The sequence below is a fragment of the Hoeflea sp. AS60 genome, from assembly GCF_038900115.1.
Lineage (GTDB): Bacteria > Pseudomonadota > Alphaproteobacteria > Rhizobiales > Rhizobiaceae > Hoeflea.
In genome coordinates this window covers 1,280,215-1,296,466 of record NZ_JBBMQP010000001.1, presented here as the reverse complement: position 1 = coordinate 1,296,466, position 16,252 = coordinate 1,280,215, and the positions used below count along the sequence as shown (strand labels likewise).

16 protein-coding genes and 1 pseudogene are annotated in these 16,252 nt (G+C 59.1%); 12 read left to right on the top strand and 5 right to left on the bottom strand.

Features of this window, described 5'->3' with window-relative positions:
- The first annotated feature begins 69 nt into the window (after positions 1 to 69).
- Both WNZ14_RS05990 and WNZ14_RS05985 read left to right on the top strand, forming a co-directional pair.
- Positions 70 to 1,062: an adenosine kinase gene (locus WNZ14_RS05990; RefSeq protein WP_342867674.1), complete on the top strand. Its 993-nt coding sequence runs from the start codon at positions 70 to 72 to the stop codon at positions 1,060 to 1,062.
- Positions 1,063 to 1,082: 20 nt separating this feature from the next.
- Positions 1,083 to 1,715, top strand: coding sequence for a LysE family translocator (locus WNZ14_RS05985; protein WP_342867673.1), 633 nt, complete (start codon positions 1,083 to 1,085; stop codon positions 1,713 to 1,715).
- A gap of 37 nt (positions 1,716 to 1,752) precedes the next feature.
- On the opposite strand, the gene WNZ14_RS05980 is transcribed toward WNZ14_RS05985, so the two are convergent.
- The 3 genes from WNZ14_RS05980 to hrcA form a co-directional block, all read right to left on the bottom strand.
- The gene (locus WNZ14_RS05980) at positions 1,753 to 2,388 is read right to left on the bottom strand and encodes a trimeric intracellular cation channel family protein (protein WP_342867672.1); all 636 of its coding nucleotides are present in this window, start codon (positions 2,386 to 2,388) and stop codon (positions 1,753 to 1,755) included.
- Between the two features lie 30 nt (positions 2,389 to 2,418).
- Entirely contained in the window at positions 2,419 to 3,072 is a 654-nt protein-coding gene (gene grpE / locus WNZ14_RS05975) for a nucleotide exchange factor GrpE (RefSeq protein ID WP_342867671.1), read from the bottom strand.
- Positions 3,073 to 3,280: 208 nt separating this feature from the next.
- The gene (gene hrcA, locus WNZ14_RS05970; RefSeq protein ID WP_342867670.1) at positions 3,281 to 4,366 is read right to left on the bottom strand and encodes a heat-inducible transcriptional repressor HrcA; all 1,086 of its coding nucleotides are present in this window, start codon (positions 4,364 to 4,366) and stop codon (positions 3,281 to 3,283) included.
- Positions 4,367 to 4,563: 197 nt separating this feature from the next.
- On the opposite strand from hrcA, the gene rph reads away from it, so the two are divergent.
- The 4 genes from rph to WNZ14_RS05950 all read left to right on the top strand — a co-directional run bounded on the left by rph (position 4,564) and on the right by WNZ14_RS05950 (position 9,597).
- Positions 4,564 to 5,289: a ribonuclease PH gene (gene rph / locus WNZ14_RS05965; protein WP_342867669.1), complete on the top strand. Its 726-nt coding sequence runs from the start codon at positions 4,564 to 4,566 to the stop codon at positions 5,287 to 5,289.
- 5 nt (positions 5,290 to 5,294) lie between these two features.
- Positions 5,295 to 5,948: a non-canonical purine NTP pyrophosphatase gene (locus WNZ14_RS05960; protein WP_342867668.1), complete on the top strand. Its 654-nt coding sequence runs from the start codon at positions 5,295 to 5,297 to the stop codon at positions 5,946 to 5,948.
- Positions 5,945 to 7,150 (top strand): radical SAM family heme chaperone HemW, encoded by a 1,206-nt coding sequence (hemW, locus tag WNZ14_RS05955; protein WP_342867667.1) that lies wholly within the window; start codon positions 5,945 to 5,947, stop codon positions 7,148 to 7,150. The genes WNZ14_RS05960 and hemW overlap by 4 nt, the downstream gene beginning before the upstream one ends.
- Before the next feature lie 272 nt (positions 7,151 to 7,422).
- Positions 7,423 to 9,597 (top strand): EAL domain-containing protein, encoded by a 2,175-nt coding sequence (locus WNZ14_RS05950; RefSeq protein WP_342867666.1) that lies wholly within the window; start codon positions 7,423 to 7,425, stop codon positions 9,595 to 9,597.
- A gap of 180 nt (positions 9,598 to 9,777) precedes the next feature.
- On the opposite strand, the gene WNZ14_RS05945 is transcribed toward WNZ14_RS05950, so the two are convergent.
- Positions 9,778 to 11,718: an EAL domain-containing protein gene (locus WNZ14_RS05945; RefSeq protein ID WP_342867665.1), complete on the bottom strand. Its 1,941-nt coding sequence runs from the start codon at positions 11,716 to 11,718 to the stop codon at positions 9,778 to 9,780.
- A gap of 155 nt (positions 11,719 to 11,873) precedes the next feature.
- Between WNZ14_RS05945 and WNZ14_RS05940 the strand changes: the two genes are divergently transcribed.
- Entirely contained in the window at positions 11,874 to 12,683 is an 810-nt protein-coding gene (locus WNZ14_RS05940) for a sulfite exporter TauE/SafE family protein (RefSeq protein WP_342867664.1), read from the top strand.
- A 26-nt stretch (positions 12,684 to 12,709) separates the two neighbouring features.
- Here WNZ14_RS05940 and WNZ14_RS05935 read toward each other — a convergent pair whose 3' ends face one another.
- On the bottom strand, positions 12,710 to 12,928 hold the full coding sequence (locus tag WNZ14_RS05935) for a DUF6500 family protein (RefSeq protein ID WP_342867663.1): 219 nt from the start codon (positions 12,926 to 12,928) through the stop codon (positions 12,710 to 12,712).
- A gap of 134 nt (positions 12,929 to 13,062) precedes the next feature.
- On the opposite strand from WNZ14_RS05935, the gene WNZ14_RS05930 reads away from it, so the two are divergent.
- The 5 genes and pseudogenes from WNZ14_RS05930 (at position 13,063) to WNZ14_RS05910 (ending at position 15,873) form a co-directional block, all read left to right on the top strand.
- A complete protein-coding gene (locus tag WNZ14_RS05930) occupies positions 13,063 to 13,695 on the top strand; it encodes a LysE family translocator (protein ID WP_342867662.1) in 633 nt (210 codons plus the stop codon).
- 120 nt (positions 13,696 to 13,815) lie between these two features.
- Positions 13,816 to 14,775, top strand: a complete 960-nt coding sequence (gene rsmI, locus WNZ14_RS05925; RefSeq protein ID WP_342867661.1) for a 16S rRNA (cytidine(1402)-2'-O)-methyltransferase — start codon at positions 13,816 to 13,818, stop codon at positions 14,773 to 14,775.
- Positions 14,772 to 15,140 carry a YraN family protein gene (locus WNZ14_RS05920; protein WP_342867660.1) on the top strand — a complete coding sequence of 123 codons (369 nt, stop codon included), beginning with the start codon at positions 14,772 to 14,774 and terminating at the stop codon, positions 15,138 to 15,140. The genes rsmI and WNZ14_RS05920 overlap by 4 nt, the downstream gene beginning before the upstream one ends.
- Positions 15,141 to 15,270: 130 nt before the next feature.
- Positions 15,271 to 15,464, top strand: a pseudogene (locus WNZ14_RS05915) (transposase); the annotation flags it as partial.
- 109 nt (positions 15,465 to 15,573) lie between these two features.
- On the top strand, positions 15,574 to 15,873 hold the full coding sequence (locus tag WNZ14_RS05910; RefSeq protein WP_342867659.1) for a hypothetical protein: 300 nt from the start codon (positions 15,574 to 15,576) through the stop codon (positions 15,871 to 15,873).
- Positions 15,874 to 16,252: the final 379 nt, after the last annotated feature.

Below are 16,252 nucleotides of genomic sequence, written 5' to 3'. Positions count from 1 at the left end.
TCCTGCGCAAAAACCGATAAGAGAGACACGGCTGCGCACTGAGACCGCAGTCGAAAACGAGGATTACGAATGAGCCGTTTTGATGTCCTGTGCATCGGCAATGCGATTGTCGATATCATCGCCCGCTGCGACGAGGGTTTTCTCGTCGACAACAACATCATCAAGGGCGCGATGAACCTTATCGACGCCGACCGCGCCGAACTGCTGTATTCGCGCATGGGGCCGGCGATCGAAGCCTCGGGCGGCAGTGCAGGCAACACAGCGGCGGGACTTGCGAGCTTTGGCAGCCGTTCGGCCTATTTCGGCAAGGTCTCGTCCGACCAGCTCGGCACGATCTTCAGCCATGACATCCGCGCGCTCGGCGTGCATTTCGATACCAAGCCGCTTGATGGCACGCCGCCAACCGCCAGGTCGATGATTTTCGTGACGCCTGATGGCGAGCGCTCGATGAACACCTATCTGGGAGCCTGCGTCGAGCTTGGGCCCGAGGACATCGAGGCCGATGTGGTCGCCGATGCGAAGATTACCTATTTCGAAGGTTATCTGTGGGACCCGCCACGGGCCAAGGACGCCATCCGCCAGTGCGCCGAGATCGGTCACAAGCACGGCCGGGAAATGTCGATGACGCTGTCCGACCCGTTCTGCGTCGGGCGCTACCGCGAAGAGTTTCTCGAGCTGATGCGCTCGGGCACCATCGACATCGTGTTTGCCAATGCGGACGAAGCCAAAGCGCTTTACGAGACGGATGATCTCGAACACGCGGTATCGCTCATAAGCAAGGACTGCAAGCTCGCAGCCATCACCCGCTCCGAGCACGGGTCGGTGATTGTCCGCGGCGATGAACGTCATGACATTGAAGCCATCGCCATCAATGAGGTGGTCGACACCACCGGCGCCGGCGATCTCTACGCAGCAGGCTTTCTGCATGGCTATGCCAATGGCAAGCCGCTTGATGTCTGCGGCAAACTCGGCAGCCTCGCAGCCGGCCTGGTGATACAGCAGATCGGACCGCGGCCGCAGCTATCGCTCAAGGATGCCGCCCGGGACGCAGGATTCATCTGAAGCCATCTCTGGGGAAAGCCATGCCATCAGTCGAACTGCTGATCACTTTTCTCGTCACGACGGTGATCTTCGCCTACATCCCCGGTCCCGCGATGCTGTATGCGGCAGCGCAAACACCGGCGCGCGGCCGAAAGGCCGGGATCATGGCTTCCCTCGGCATTCATCTGGGTTGCTACGTGCACGTGGCCGCGGCCGCTGCGGGTTTGTCGATCCTGTTTCATGCTGTGCCGTGGCTTTACATGGCGGTGAAGCTCTCGGGCGCTGTCTATCTGGTGTGGCTCGGCATATCGCTGTTCCGCGCACCTGCGCCGGATGCGGCTTCTGCTCCCGGTCTGATGCCAAAATCCGGGCGCCGCGCCTTTGTCGAGAGCATGACGGTCGAGATCCTCAACCCGAAGACCGCTATTTTCTTCATGGCGTTTCTGCCGCAATTCGTCGATGCGGCAGCAAGCTTTCCGGTCTGGCTGCAGTTCCTCATCCTGGGGACGGTCGTCAACTTGATCTTTTCATCGGCTGACATCGTCTGCGTCATGCTGGCCGGGGCGATCATGGCCAGGCTCAGGCAGTCCAATTCGGCGCAGAGGCTGATGCGGCGGCTTGGCGGAACGGTGCTGGTCGGCCTCGGCGCCCATCTGGCCCTGCAGCGCAGCTAGCAGGCCAGGCCGTAACCGGCGGGCCAAACCGCAACAATCACATCACATCTTCGGGCGGGCGGCCTGCGCGTGAGCGGTAGGGTGAAAAGGCCCAGCCGTATCTGATGGCCCCGCCACGCACCGCAAAGGCTGCGATGACACCAACGGCTGATGCCGCGATCAGGGGCGCGCCGATCAGGCTTGCGGCGACAAATCCGCCAGCGCCGACGAGGGCAGCGGAGACATAGATTTCGGGCCGCATCAGCACTGAAGGTTCGCCAGAAAGAAGATCTCGCAATATGCCGCCGAGCGTTGCCGTCATCATGCCGGTGACAAGCGCAACAATCGGCGAGCCGCTGAGCGCAAGTCCCTTGGCCGCCCCCATCACCGCGTAGGCGGAGAGGCCGATCGCGTCGAGCCAGAGCAACAGGCGGTAGCGTGATTCCACCAGGTGGGCGGTGAAATAGACGATCACGGCGACGATGACACAGACGACCAGATAGGCAGGCTTGTCCACCCAGAAGACAGGTGTGGCGCCCAGAACGATGTCACGGAAAGTACCGCCGCCGATGCCGGTGACGGCTGCGAGAAAGAAAAACCCGATCATGTCGAGCTGCTTGCGCGAGGCGGCGAGTGCACCGGTGGCGGCAAAAACCGCGACACCGGCGTAATCAAGTCCTTCCAGCGGGGTCATGGGTGTTTCCTTTCCCCGCCGGGGATGGTGTTACACGTCGTAACCGGCCGAAGGGTTCGGTCCGTCCGAGTCGGTCTTGGCGGAGCCAGGCTGCGCCGTTTCCTTGGGGCCGCCCTTGGAGACGCCAACCATGGCCGGACGCAGCATGCGATCGCCGATCACATAACCGGGCTGAACAATGTCAACGACCGTGTTGTTCGGCACGTCCGTGTTGGGGACTTCATACATTGCCTGGTGGAAGTTCGGGTCGAACTTCTGGCCCATAGGCTCGATCTTGCGGACGCCGTGGCGCTCCAGTGTCGACAGCATGGCGCGTTCGGTCAGCTCGACGCCTTCAACAAGCGTCTTGAGCCCGTTGTCGGCATCGCTCTCGGCCTGCTCGGGAACCGCTGCAAGCGCGCGCTGGAGATTGTCGGAAACCTGCAGCATGTCACGGGCGAAGCCCGAAACTGCAAAGGTCTTGGCGTCCTTGATCTCGCGCGCCGTGCGACGGCGCAGGTTTTCCATCTCGGCCGCCATGCGCAGCCGCTGATCCTTGAGATCGGAAATCTCGGCCATCAGCACCTGCACCGGATCCAGCTCCTGGTCCTGCGCGGGTTTTGCAGCCTCATCAGCCTTGTGTGCGGCGCCTGCCTGCGGGTTTTCATTTTCGCGGCTCTGGCTTTCATCGCTCATGGTGTGCATGTCCTGACTGTTCTGATAAATGTCGTAGGGCCACTGATCAGAGTTGTGACCCGGAGATATGCCTCGCATATCGACGTTCGGGCCGCAAAAATCAAGGCCCCACGACGCCCGACGATAGATCTGGGGGCCAATGAACGCCGCAAAAATCGCTATATTCGCACGTCCAAACGGAAAATCGGCCTGAGCCCTTGTCCTGACAGGCCGGGCTCTACTTGCGCACCAGCCTCGATACCAGTTGCGCGGTGTAATCGACCATCGGGACGATACGCGCGTAATTGAGCCGGGTCGGGCCGATAATGCCGACAGCGCCGACCACACGGTCCTCGCCATCGCGCCAGGGCGCCACGATCAGCGACGAGCCCGACAGGGAGAACAGCTTGTTCTCCGAACCGATGAAGATGCGAACACCGGATCCCTCTTCGGCCAAAGTCATCAGCTCGATCAGGCTTTCCTTGCGCTCAAGTTCGTCAAACAGCAGCTTGAGGCGATCAAGCTCCTCGCCCGCCGAAAGCCCTGAAAGCAGATTGCCGCGACCGCGCACGATCAACCGCGCAGCGTTCGCGCCCTCGCGGCTGCCAGCCCAGACCGCCAGGCCGCGCTCAACCAGATCTTGCGAGAGAACATCAAGCTCTGAGCGGACCTCTGCTGTAATGCGTTCGAGCTCGCTGCGAACTTCGCTCATCGTCCGCCCGGCCAGGTGGGCATTGAGAAAATTGGCGGCCTCGGTCAATTGCCCGGCGGTGACACCGTCCGGCAATTCCATCACCCGGTTCTCAACCTGGTCATTGCCGCCGACCAGCACCACCAGTGCGCGCTTCGGGTCAAGCCGGATGAACTCGATATGGCGAATGGTGGAATCCTGTTTGGCGGCGATGACGAGCCCTGCCCCGCGGGTCATGCCCGACAGCATCTGGCTGGCCTCGGTCAGCAGCGCTTCCACCGGACGGCTGGTGTCTTCCGAATGCACCTGGCGCTCGATGGTCTGGCGCATCTCGGGCTGCAGATCACCAACCTGCATGAAGGCGTCGACAAAGAACCGCAGGCCCTTCTGCGTGGGCAACCGGCCTGCGCTGATATGGGGCGCATAGATCAGCCCCAGATCCTCGAGGTCGCTCATCACATTGCGGATCGAAGCCGGGGACAACGACATCGGCAGCATCCGCGACAGGCTGCGCGAGCCGAGCGGGTCGCCGGATTCCATATAGCTTTCCACAAGCGCACGGAAAATCTCCCGCGAGCGCTCATCAAGTGCTCCGACAAGATCAGCCGATATCGATGGCGTGTTCATGGTCATGCGCTTTTTCCTACAGGCCGCCTGCGGCACTGCCTAGCTGGAATATAGGGATTTGCGCATCAACACGGAAGAGGCAACAGGCGATGAGCCGCATTGACGTACTATTATGCAATAGACGAGGCAAAAACGCTTTTTCTTTGCATCGTGCAGCGTGCGCCGATAGAAGGCGGCAATATTGAAATCAGGAGAGAGACACGATGCGCCCATCGGGACGGAAGACAGACAAAATGCGGGCGGTCAGCTTTGAACGTAACGTATCCAAGCATGCCGAAGGCTCCTGCCTGGTCAAGTTCGGCGACACCCATGTGCTGTGCACCGCGAGCCTTGAAGAACGGGTTCCGCCTTGGTTGCGCAATGGCGGCAAGGGCTGGGTAACTGCCGAATACGGCATGCTGCCACGGTCAACCGGTGACCGCATGCGCCGCGAGGCGACGTCGGGCAAGCAGGGTGGCCGGACGCTTGAAATCCAGCGTCTGATCGGCCGTTCGTTGCGTGCAGTGGTCAATTTGCAGGAACTCGGCGAACGCCAGATCACGGTCGATTGCGATGTTATTCAGGCAGATGGCGGAACCCGCACGGCTGCGATCACCGGCGCATGGATCGCTCTGCATGACTGCCTGAAATGGATGGAAGCGCGCGCCATGGTGCGCACCGAACGGGTGCTCAAGGATCATGTCGCTGCTGTCTCTTGCGGTATCTTCGCCTCCCAGCCTGTGATCGATCTCGATTATCTCGAGGATTCGGCAGCCGAGACTGACGCCAATTTCGTGATGACAGGCTCTGGCGGCATCGTCGAAATCCAGGGCACAGCCGAAGCCGAACCGTTCACACAGGAGCAGCTTCTCGAGCTTCTGGAACTGGCCAAGAACGGCATCGCCGATCTGGTCGCCATGCAAAAGGAAGTGGTCGCAAGACCTCTGTAACAACCATGTCGAACGCGCCCCTCACCAAGCTCCTGGTCGCCAGCCACAATGCCGGCAAGATCTCGGAAATCCGCGATCTTTGCGGACCGCTCGGCGTCGAGGTTACCTCGGCTGCCGAACTGGGTCTGCCGGAGCCTGAAGAGACCGGTGATACGTTCGAGGCCAATGCCGCGACCAAGGCTCTTGCTTCGGCAAGAGCTTCGGGGCTCCTAGCACTTTCGGATGATTCCGGTCTTGTGGTGGATGCGCTCGGCGGCGCGCCGGGGGTTTACACCGCTGATTGGGCGACGCTTGAAGACGGCAGTCGCGATTTCATGATCGCCATGCAGAAGGTCGAGGATGCGCTTCGCGCGCGGCATGCAAAAAGCGATGCAGAACGCACCGGCCGGTTTGTCAGCGTGCTGTGCCTAGCGACGCCCGAGGGTGAGGTCAGTTTCTATCGCGGCGAAGCGCCGGGCGTTCTGGTCTGGCCGCCGCGCGGATCGCTTGGCTTCGGCTATGATCCGGTGTTCCGACCGGACGGCCACAGCCGCACCTTTGGCGAGATGCCGGCTGAGGAAAAGCACGGCTGGAAGCCGGGTCAGGCAACAGCGCTGTCGCACCGGGCGCGGGCCTTCAAGCTGTTTGCCGAGCAACGGCTCGGTGTGAGCCCCACGTGAGCACACCACCCCTCTCCACTGACGGAACCGGGCCCGACGCCATTGCGCCAGACACCGGCAAACCCGGTTTCGGCGTCTATCTGCATTGGCCGTTCTGTGCCGCCAAATGCCCCTATTGCGATTTCAACAGCCATGTCCGGCACGCCGGCATCGACCAGCAGGCCTATGTCGCAGCCTTCCGCAAGGAAATCGCTGCCATGCGGGCTATATCGGGCCCTCGGGTTGTCACCAGCATCTTCTTTGGCGGCGGCACACCGTCGCTGATGTCGCCCGATACGGTCGGCGCCATTCTGGACTCAGTGCGCGAAGCCTGGGTCGTGCCCGACGGGATCGAGATCACGCTTGAGGCCAATCCCTCGAGTGTCGAGGCTGGCCGGTTTCGCGGCTATCGCCAGGCCGGCGTCAACCGCGTGTCGATGGGCGTGCAGGCGCTCAACGATCCAGATCTCAAGCGTCTCGGACGCTTGCATGACCGCGCCGATGCGCTCAAGGCGATCGGGCTGGCGCGTGACATCTTCCCGCGCATGTCGTTCGACCTGATCTACGCCCGTCCGGACCAGACGGCTCAGGCCTGGGCGTCCGAGCTGGAAGAGGCGATCTCACTCGCCGCCGATCATCTGTCGCTCTATCAGCTGACAATCGAGGAAGGGACGCCGTTTTACGGGCTGCACAAGGCCGGTAAGCTGATCGTGCCTGATGGCGATCTCTCGGCCGAACTTTATGAGCTGACCCGGCAGGTCTGCGAAAGCCACGGACTGCCAGCCTACGAAGTATCGAACCACGCCCGTCCGGGTGCCGAGAGCCGTCATAACCTAACCTACTGGCGCTATGGCGACTATGTCGGCATCGGACCCGGCGCCCATGGCCGTCTTTCAACAAAGGCCGGCAAGATCGCCACCGCGACCGAGCGCACGCCGGAGACCTGGCTGAAGCTGGTGGCAGAAAATGGCCATGGCATGGTTGAAACCACCGAACTCACCGCTTCGGAACAGGCCGACGAGTTGCTGCTGATGGGACTGAGACTGCGCGAGGGCATCAATCTCAAACGCTGGGGAGCCCTTTCCGGCCGTGGCCTTGATCCGGACCGCACAGATTTCCTGATCCATCATGGCATGATCGAGCAGATGGGGTCCGAGCGGATCCGCTGCACGCCGGCAGGCATGCTTGTGCTTGACGCGGTTGTGGCCGATCTGGCGTTCTGAACGCCGCCGTACCTGGACCTTGCCGGCGACAAGGTTTGCATTTCAATCTGATGATACCGGTGGCGCAGTCGTAAAGATTGCGGCTTCAAACCATGGCACACGCAGGGGTTAGCTAAGCTATATAGCGCCCCAAAAGAATTGACGAGCCTTTAATAGCGGGCGCAGAAAGACACAGTAATTGCTAAAAATTGAGTATATTATCTACATTTTCACGCAAGTTTTGTTTGTTACTCCTACTCATCTCATTAGACTTTTGACTGGGGAACCAACGCATGCCCAGATTAATTGCATTGCTTACAGGGATCACCAGTAGAATCACGACGCGCCTGGTTCTTATCGTTTCTGTGTCGATTTTGATCACAGCCACCCTTGGCTACGTCAAACTCTACGAAGTCACCGCGACCAATTCCTCAATCCGCATCGACCGCGCAGCACGCGCAGCCGTCGCACTGTTTACCGAACAGCTTGCGTCCGAGTATGTTGCGGTCCGGGATCAGGATGGCAGGCCGGAAGCCATTCGCCTCACGGTCGCCTCGACTGAAGGTTCTCTCACTTTCCGCGACGAACACGATGCGCTTCTGAAAGAGATTGGCTCGGTCAATCAGGGTGCCGCCAATCTGTTCAGGCTCAATCCCGAGACAAGGGCGTTTGATCGCTTCGCCACAACGTTCCGCAAACCCGACGGGTCCATGCCGCCGCCAATGTCGATCGGCAGTGGCCATCCCGCCTATGATAACCTCATCAACAACCGCCCGCACCTGGGCGAAGTGCCCGTCATGGGGCGCATGCGGCTCGCATATCTGACACCGATCCAGGCCACCACCGGCGCCGTTGCAGGCGCACTTGCAGTCGATGTCGGCTGGGTCGATGATCTGGTTGCCGCCAAGACGGAATTGCGGACGCAGATCATCATTGCCGCCATCATCATCGTCTTGCTGGCTGCCGCGTTCAGCGCTTTCAGCATGGCTGCAGAACTGAAGCCACTCAGGGTGCTTGCTAAATATGCCGAAGATCTGGCCGCCGAGACGCCGCCAGGTGCGGTGCCCTACGAGAACAGGCAGGACGAAATTGGCGCCCTGTCGCAAGGACTTCAAAGGGTCGTGGCGCTCCAGGGAAAACTTGCCAACCTGGCCTATACCGACGATCTGACCGGACTGCATAACCGGGGCCGTTACCTAAATGATCTCGACATCGCCTTGCGCGAAAGCCTGTCGGGCAAACGCAAGTGGACATTGCTGCATCTCGACCTGGACAAGTTCAAGCAGATCAATGACGCCTACGGACAATTGGCCGGAGACAGCGTGCTCAAGATGGTGGCCTGGAAAATTACGGAGATCGCAGGAGATGGATCACGCGTTGCACATCTCTCCGCTGATCATTTCACGCTCCTGATAGGGGACGGAAGCTCTGCTGAACAGGTGTCCAGACTTGCAGAAAAACTCCTCACCGCTCTTCATCAGCCGATGCAGATGAACGTGGGTGAAGTTCGTGTGACGGCATCCATCGGGATTGTGCTGCTGCAGCACGATGCCAACGACGCCGACGAAGCCCACCGCAATGCCGGACTGGCACTGCGCAAGGCCAAGGAAACCGGGGACCGGGCCATATTCTTCTCCTCGGAATTGCATGATGAATTCGAGAACAATATCCGGATGGAGCGCATGCTTCGCGTTGCCATTGCCGAACGCGAGATCGAGATTCATTTCCAGCCGCAGATCAATCCATCCAACAACGAGTTGACCGGTGTCGAGGCACTTGCTCGCTGGATACATCCCGCAGACGGACCGATTTCGCCGGGTCTCTTCATTCCCATTGCCGAGGCCGGCGGCCAGATTATCGATCTGGGGACACTGGTACTCGATCTGGCTTGTGAGCAGGCGGCCAAATGGCATGCGCAGAGCTTTGATTTCAAGCACATCTCGGTGAATGTGTCGCCAATCCAGCTTTGGCAGCCCAATTTTGTCGCGATTGTGAAAGATGCCCTGACCCGCCATAACCTGTCGGGCCAGGATATCTGCATCGAAATCACCGAAGGGGTGTTTGTCGATCAGAGCGAGCAGCGGATACAGAAAGTTCTCTCGGCAATTCGAGAGCTTGGGGTTTTGCTGTCGCTTGATGATTTCGGCTCCGGCTATTCATCGCTGGGCTATCTCAACCGTCTGCCGTTTGACCAGTTGAAAGTCGACAGGAGCTTTGTCTACGACATCGACACGGACCTGCGTAAACAGAAGGTCTTGCGTGGCATTCTCGAGCTTGGCCGCGGCCTCGGTTTCAATATCGTGGTTGAAGGCGCAGAGACCAGCGAAGAGGTCGCGGTGATCAACAACATGGGATGCGATGCCATTCAGGGCTTCTATTTCGCCAGACCCGCTCCTGCCCTGCTGATACCCGGGGTTGTCAACAAGATAGCCCGTTCCCAACCAGCCTCAGAGGCACTCACAGCCTGAGCATGTCCCTGGCAAATGCTCCATCAGCATCCGGGTGCCAAAGACACCATCCGTCGACCGTTGACAGATATTACTTGAGCCCCCGACCCGGACCGTCCGGCTGGCAAGCAAAGCAGGTTGACGTTTGCCCACTGTACCGGAGAATTGAAGCCTAAAGCATCGTAAGATTGATAGGGCGTTCTAGCTCGCCTTGCTGGCGGCAACGGCCTTGGGCAGAAACCTGGCTATTTCCGTTTCGGCCACAGGGCGGGAGTAATAATAGCCCTGGACCAACACACCGCCGAGCTTTCTCACCGCGTCGAGCTCTTCCCTGGTTTCGACCCCTTCGATGACACATCCCAGACCCATATCGGAGCTGAGTGCAAGCAGCGACTTGACGATCTTGTAGCTGGCAGGATTCTTGTCCAGGCCGGAGACAAAGCTGCGATCGATCTTGATCTTGGTAAGCGGCAGGGCATGCAACTGGCTCAGACTGGAATAGCCGGTACCGAAGTCATCAAGCGCGATGCCACAGCCAAGCATCTTGAAAATTTCAATCGACGCCTTGGCCTGGCTGAAATCATACATCATCGCCGTTTCGGTGATTTCGAGATCCACGCGGCTTGGATCGATGCCGCTCGACAGAATGATACCAAAAATGTTTGCCACACCGTCGGAGGAACTGATGTCATGGGTCGACAGGTTGAATGAAAGACGGACCCCGTCCGGCCAGCGGCAAGCGGCAGCAAGTGCCTTTTTGAGCACCGCACAGGTCAGGTCGCTGATCAGGCCAAGACGCTCGGCAACAGGAATGAAGCGGTCCGGCGACACGTTGCCCAGCACCGGACTGTTCCATCTTGCCAGCGCCTCGAATGAAACGTTGTCCTCGCATCGAATATCGATGATGGGCTGAAAGACGACTGAAAGCTCTGCTTCGAGATCGGCCTTGCTCAGCACCTGTTCAAGCTGCTGGCTCTCTTCAATGGCGCTGACATGTTCGTTGGTGAACAACACGGCGTGGCCACGGTTGTTGCGTTTGCCTTGATAGAGGGCATAGTCAGCCCTCTCATAGAGCTGGTGCACATCGCCTGCCAGTTGCGGATACACCGAAAAGCCGATTGAACCAGAGATCTGTACCGTTGCCTCCGTCAGCACGAACGGCGTTCTCAGCGCGGTGCAGATCTGCTCACCCAGCAAGAGCAATGTTGGATCATCGGGGCAATCGGTGACGGTGAGAGCAAATTCGTCTCCACCAAGCCGTGAGATATAGGTGTTGCTGTCTACGAGGGCGGAAAGACGCTTTCCGACCTCGAACAGCAGACTGTCGCCAACCGCGTGGCCATAGAGGTCGTTGACGGGTTTGAACCCATCCAGATCGATGACACCAACAGCAAGGCGCTTTCCTTCCGATTCAGAAAATGCTGCCTCGAGGTGCGCAAAGAACTGCCGCCGGTTGGGCAAATCTGTCAGGCTGTCGACATTGGCTAGCCGGGCGTTTTCCCGGTTTGCTGCCTCAAGCTTGGTCCGTGCGCTCACAGCGCTTGCAAAATGGCGGAACTGCACTTTCACGACCAGTAGCAAGGCTATCGAGACGAGCACCAGATTGGCTGACATCACAGCGAAAGACGTGATGCCCACCATGCTGAAGTAGCTGACGAACATGATGTTGATGATAATCGCGACGATGGAAGCTGCAGAAGGCAGTTGCTGAAGGCAGATAATGACGCCAACGCCGGTGATGGCAACGAAGAAGGCGACGTTGCCGCGCATATAGGGGTCGCCATAGGGGTAAAGCGACAAAGCCCACAAGGTCAAAGCGGCCGTAAGAATGAAGGCAAACCGGTTTGTCTGCGTCAACGCCTTGTGGGCGGCTTGAGCTGAAGGAACCAGATGCCGTGACCGCAACCAGCGCACGAGACGGGCAACACAAATTGCGGAAAGTCCGACGGGTATCCATGTCGAGAGCCAGACAGGAGCTGAAGACATGAATGTAATGGCTAGCGCCCATGCATTGATCAGCACGATACCGTACATCAACGGCACCTGGTTTGAGAACACCTCAAATTGCGCCTTGAGCAGGGCTTCGTCGGCGGAAGGCACGGAGATCAGGTCTCGTAAACGGGAGTATGCTTTTTTCAACATTTCACGACGCCGTTATCATGGAAAGACCCAATACATGCCCTGGACATTCCACAAGGAATACATGGTGTTGATTAACTTTAGGTTTCTGTGATGCTCGCCGCCCTGAACGCTACTGGACTGCATGGCAGACAGAAATGGACAGTTAAGACCTGGCGGTGATTGTTCATTGTCCCGGCAACATTCTCACTGAAACAGGCTACCTCTTGATCACCGAACTGACGCAACTTACCGACCTTCCCCTCAATGACCTTATAGTCGTCATGGCAGCGGTTTCCATTGCCGGCATAGTGCGCGGTTTTGCCGGGTTCGGACTTTCGGCAATCGTGATGGCCTCCGTCGCCTTTCTGATTCCTCCCGTCGAATTGATACCGATCTGTTTTGTGCTCGAGGGTACTGCTAGCCTGGCGATGTTCAGGGGCGGCATGCGCAATGCCGACATGAAGATGGTCTGGGTGCTGGTGATCACCTCGGCAATAGGTTTGCCGCTGGGTTTGCTCGCCACCACCAGCATCAGCACCGATCACTCCAAACTGGTGGCTCTGTGCCTCATCCTGTGTCTGACGGTGGCGCAAATCCTCAAATTCGCGCCCGAATTCCTGGCAACACGAGGCGGGCTCTATCTCAGCGGTCTGGTGGCCGGGCTTGCGACAGGCCTCGCTTCCGTCGGCGGAATGGTCATCGCGCTCTATATTCTGGCCAGCGGAAGCGAGCCGAAGCAGATGCGGGCATCGCTGGTGATGTACCTGGCGATCGGCATGTTCACATCGCTGTTCTATCTGTTTGCCTATGGCATGCTGACCCGAGAGGCAATCTGGCGCGGGGCACTGATGTCGCCGCTGGTGCTGCTTGGCGTCGGGCTTGGCAGCCTGCTGTTTCGTCCGGCCCATGAGCGGTTCTACAAGAAGGCCTGCCTGCTGCTGCTTATGCTGCTGGCAGCCACAGGCCTGACCCTGCAGCTGTTCTGAGGAAAGAGGCACTTCTTGTTAGCTGCTCACTGCAGATCGACCAGCATGGCTCGAATCTTTACAGCCTTTTCGAAATGATCGAGCTCGTGTGTCTTGATCCACCAGGTCGCGGCTTCCATGAGCAGGTCCGGATCCTCGTTCCTGTTGGCGAAGAAAGCGTAGAACGATAGTCCGACACCCTCTCCTTTTTGTGCGATTTTGGCGTCGCAGACTGCGATGGCCTTCTGTCTCAATGATGCTCTCATATGCGCCTCCGTTTCGAGTGCTTCCTGCTGGCTTGTTGGCCAGCCCAAAACTGTCAGAAGCGGTGGTTTACAGGTGTTGCAAGATCGCAGGTCTTTGCCTTAGTCAGAATTCACACAACCTGAAAGGCAAACCGATGGATATCGCCACCCTCCTGAGCTTCAGCTTTATCGCCTCGCTTCTGGTGATGTCGCCCGGCCCCAACGGGGTGCTGATCGCGAAGACGGTTCCGACCTCGGGCAAGGCCGCCGGATTTGCCAATGTGGCAGGCTTTGTCGCCGCGTTCTACGTGCATGGCACACTCTCCATTCTCGGCATTTCGCTGATCCTGGTGCGCTCGGCGGAGGCCTTCTTCATCGTCAAGATGCTGGGCGCTGCCTATCTGTGCTGGATCGGCTTCAAGGCGTTGCGGGACGCCTGGAACGGGTTGCCGCCCGCCAGCGACATCAAGCCGGCAAAACGGCAGCGGACGTTGGCGAAGGCCTTTGTCGAAGGGTTCCTCACCAACGCGCTCAACCCCAAGGTTTCGATGTTCTACCTCGCAGCCTTCCCGCAATTCATAACGCAAACGCACGGGGCGCTCGGTGCATCGTTTGCGCTTGTGTTCATCCACTCGATGCTCAATCTGGTCTGGTTCTCGGCCATGATCATTCTGTTTGCTCGTCTTTCGGGCGCGGCGCGAGGCCCCTCGTTTCAACGCTGGCTCAAGGGCGTGACCGGCATCGTGTTCATCGGCTTCGGGGCGAAGCTCGCGAGCCTTAAGGTCTAGCGAGCGACTGACTTTCCAAGCCGCTGCCTCTCACACCCCTTGGAAAAAGTCTGCTACACCCGGCTCAGATTGAAACATGGCCCCAACGCGTGACACCCGCGAGCGGGCTGCGGGGCAAAGATGGCGCGCAAGACCACACCAAGTTCGACTGACAGCGGCGGTAAAGGCGGTGCCGTGACCGAACCGCCGGTCCGGTCTTTCCGTGTCAGCGGGCACGAGATCACCGCACGGCCGCTCGAGCCTGGGCTCTATCTGGTCTCCACCCCGATCGGCAATCTTGGCGACATGACCATTCGCGGGCTGGAAACGCTCTCAGGCGCCGACATCATCGCCTGCGAGGACACCCGCGTCAGCCGGGTGCTGCTCGACCGCTTCGGCATCACCACACGGCCTTACGCCTATCACGAGCACAACGCCGAGCGTGTCGGACCGAAGCTGATGGAAGCGCTGGAAGCGGGCAAGAGTGTGGCGCTGATTTCCGACGCGGGCACGCCACTGATCTCTGACCCCGGCTACCGGCTGTCGCAGACCGCGATCGAGGCCGGAGTGCCGGTGATCCCGATCCCCGGCGCCTCCGCACCGATGGCGGCACTGGTGGCCTCGGGCCTGCCGAGCGACACGTTCCTGTTTGCGGGCTTCCTGCCTTCCAAAGACAAGGCTCGGCGCGACCGGCTGGCGAGCTTCGCCACAACAGAAGCCACCCTGATGTTCTTTGAAAGCCCGAACCGGCTGGCAGCCTGCCTGAAATCCGCTGCCGAGGTGCTGGGCCCGGAGCGCCCGGCTGCGGTCTGCCGCGAGCTCACCAAAGCCTATGAGGAGATCCGGCGCGGCACGCTGGGCGAGCTTGCCACCCAGTATGAGGACGAGAACGTGCGCGGCGAGATCGTGCTGGTGATCGGCCCCGGCTCCACGCCCGCACCATCGGAAGATGATGTCGATGCGCTGCTGGCGAGGCTCGCCTCCGAGCTGCCCGCAGGCAAGGCCGCGACGGAAGCGGCCAGGCTCACCGGGTTCAACCGCAAGGATCTCTATTCCCAGCTGCTTGCCATGAAAGGCACCACCCCGAAAGGTGAGGCGTGAGCGCGGGCGACAAGCTCGACCGAAAACGGCGCTCCGAGCGCAAGGGCCGCCGCGCCGAGTTGCTCGCCGCCCTCGCCCTGATGCTGAAGGGCTACCGCATCGTCACCTTGCGCTACCGCACCCCGGTGGGCGAAATCGACATCGTCGCGCGCAAAGGCGACCTCATCGCCTTCGTCGAGGTCAAGGCCCGCCGCGACCTGGCCTCCGGCGTCGACGCGGTGAGCTATCCGGCGCAACGGCGGATTGCGGCCGCGGGCGAACTGTTCATCAGCCGGCAGCGGGATGGGCCACGATTGTCGTGGCGGCATGATATCATGGTGGTGAGCCCGTGGCGGTGGCCGAAGCATCTTGAGGATGCGTTTTAGGGGGTGAACACTTTCGGCCCGAAGCGGCCCTTCGTCACCTTGTCAAATGCTGCACCGCGGCTGCCCGATTGCCGCCATTCGTCAACCACACAGCATTTCCGATGGATCAATGTCGGGACAGCGGGCTCTTGAGACCTTCAATGGGAGGATGCGGGATGAATTACTGAACGGTGAAATTTTCTTCTCGCTTCGAGAAACCCAGATCATTATCGAAAGCTGGAGGAAACACTACAACGCCAAACGACCCCACAGTGCGCTCTGGGCTACCGCCCTCCTACGCCAGAGGCCGTCGTCCCGATGGACCAAAGGCCGATCATGCACTAACTTTTATAATGGACCACTCAAGTGGGGCCGCAAAGCTCACTATCGTTCATTTGGTGTTCAGGATGAGTTGGCTAGAACAATATTATTGAAAATATGGAGAATTTTAGAAATGAAAAAACTTGCAAAAACACTTGTCGCCCTCGCCATCATCGCACCTACAACTCCAATTATAACCATGCAGACGGCAGTTGCAGCATCCGAATGCGGTGGCAGACATGTTGGAAAATGTTGGGATGTTGACGTGTGTCCTAGCCAAGCCGTACTAGACAAACGCGGTACTACCTGTTCAATTATGGCTCCGAAAGATCATGTACTGATCCGGGCACCAAAACAGTTCTCAAAGAAAGAGACAAGAGATTTTGCAAAGCCAGCCAATAAACTAAAGTTGGCACCAGAAATCAAAAAATAAGTTGAACCGAACGCCATCATCACTTTGGTCTTGATGGCGTTCGGTTTCGGTTTGCGATCTGGTCTGCTCCAGTTGCGCTAAATCATCCCAGTTAGACACTCAATTTACGATACCTCCAGACTAACTGTGAGCAATCGCATGTCAGGTGCCGATCATGTCGCGAGTTCGATCGTTACAATACGCTTACGAAGTTAATATGGGCTCGAAGCTACCATGTGGCGGGCAGAAAACATTCTGCCTTCGCAATCGTCTGAATGTCCACTCGCTGTAGAGTTGCTGGGCTGTTTCGCAGTTGCGGCGAAATCCCGCTTCCCGCCCTTTGCAGTCAAAGCCCATTCCCCCAATTCCACCCCTCCCCCGTTGCAATTCCCCCCACCCA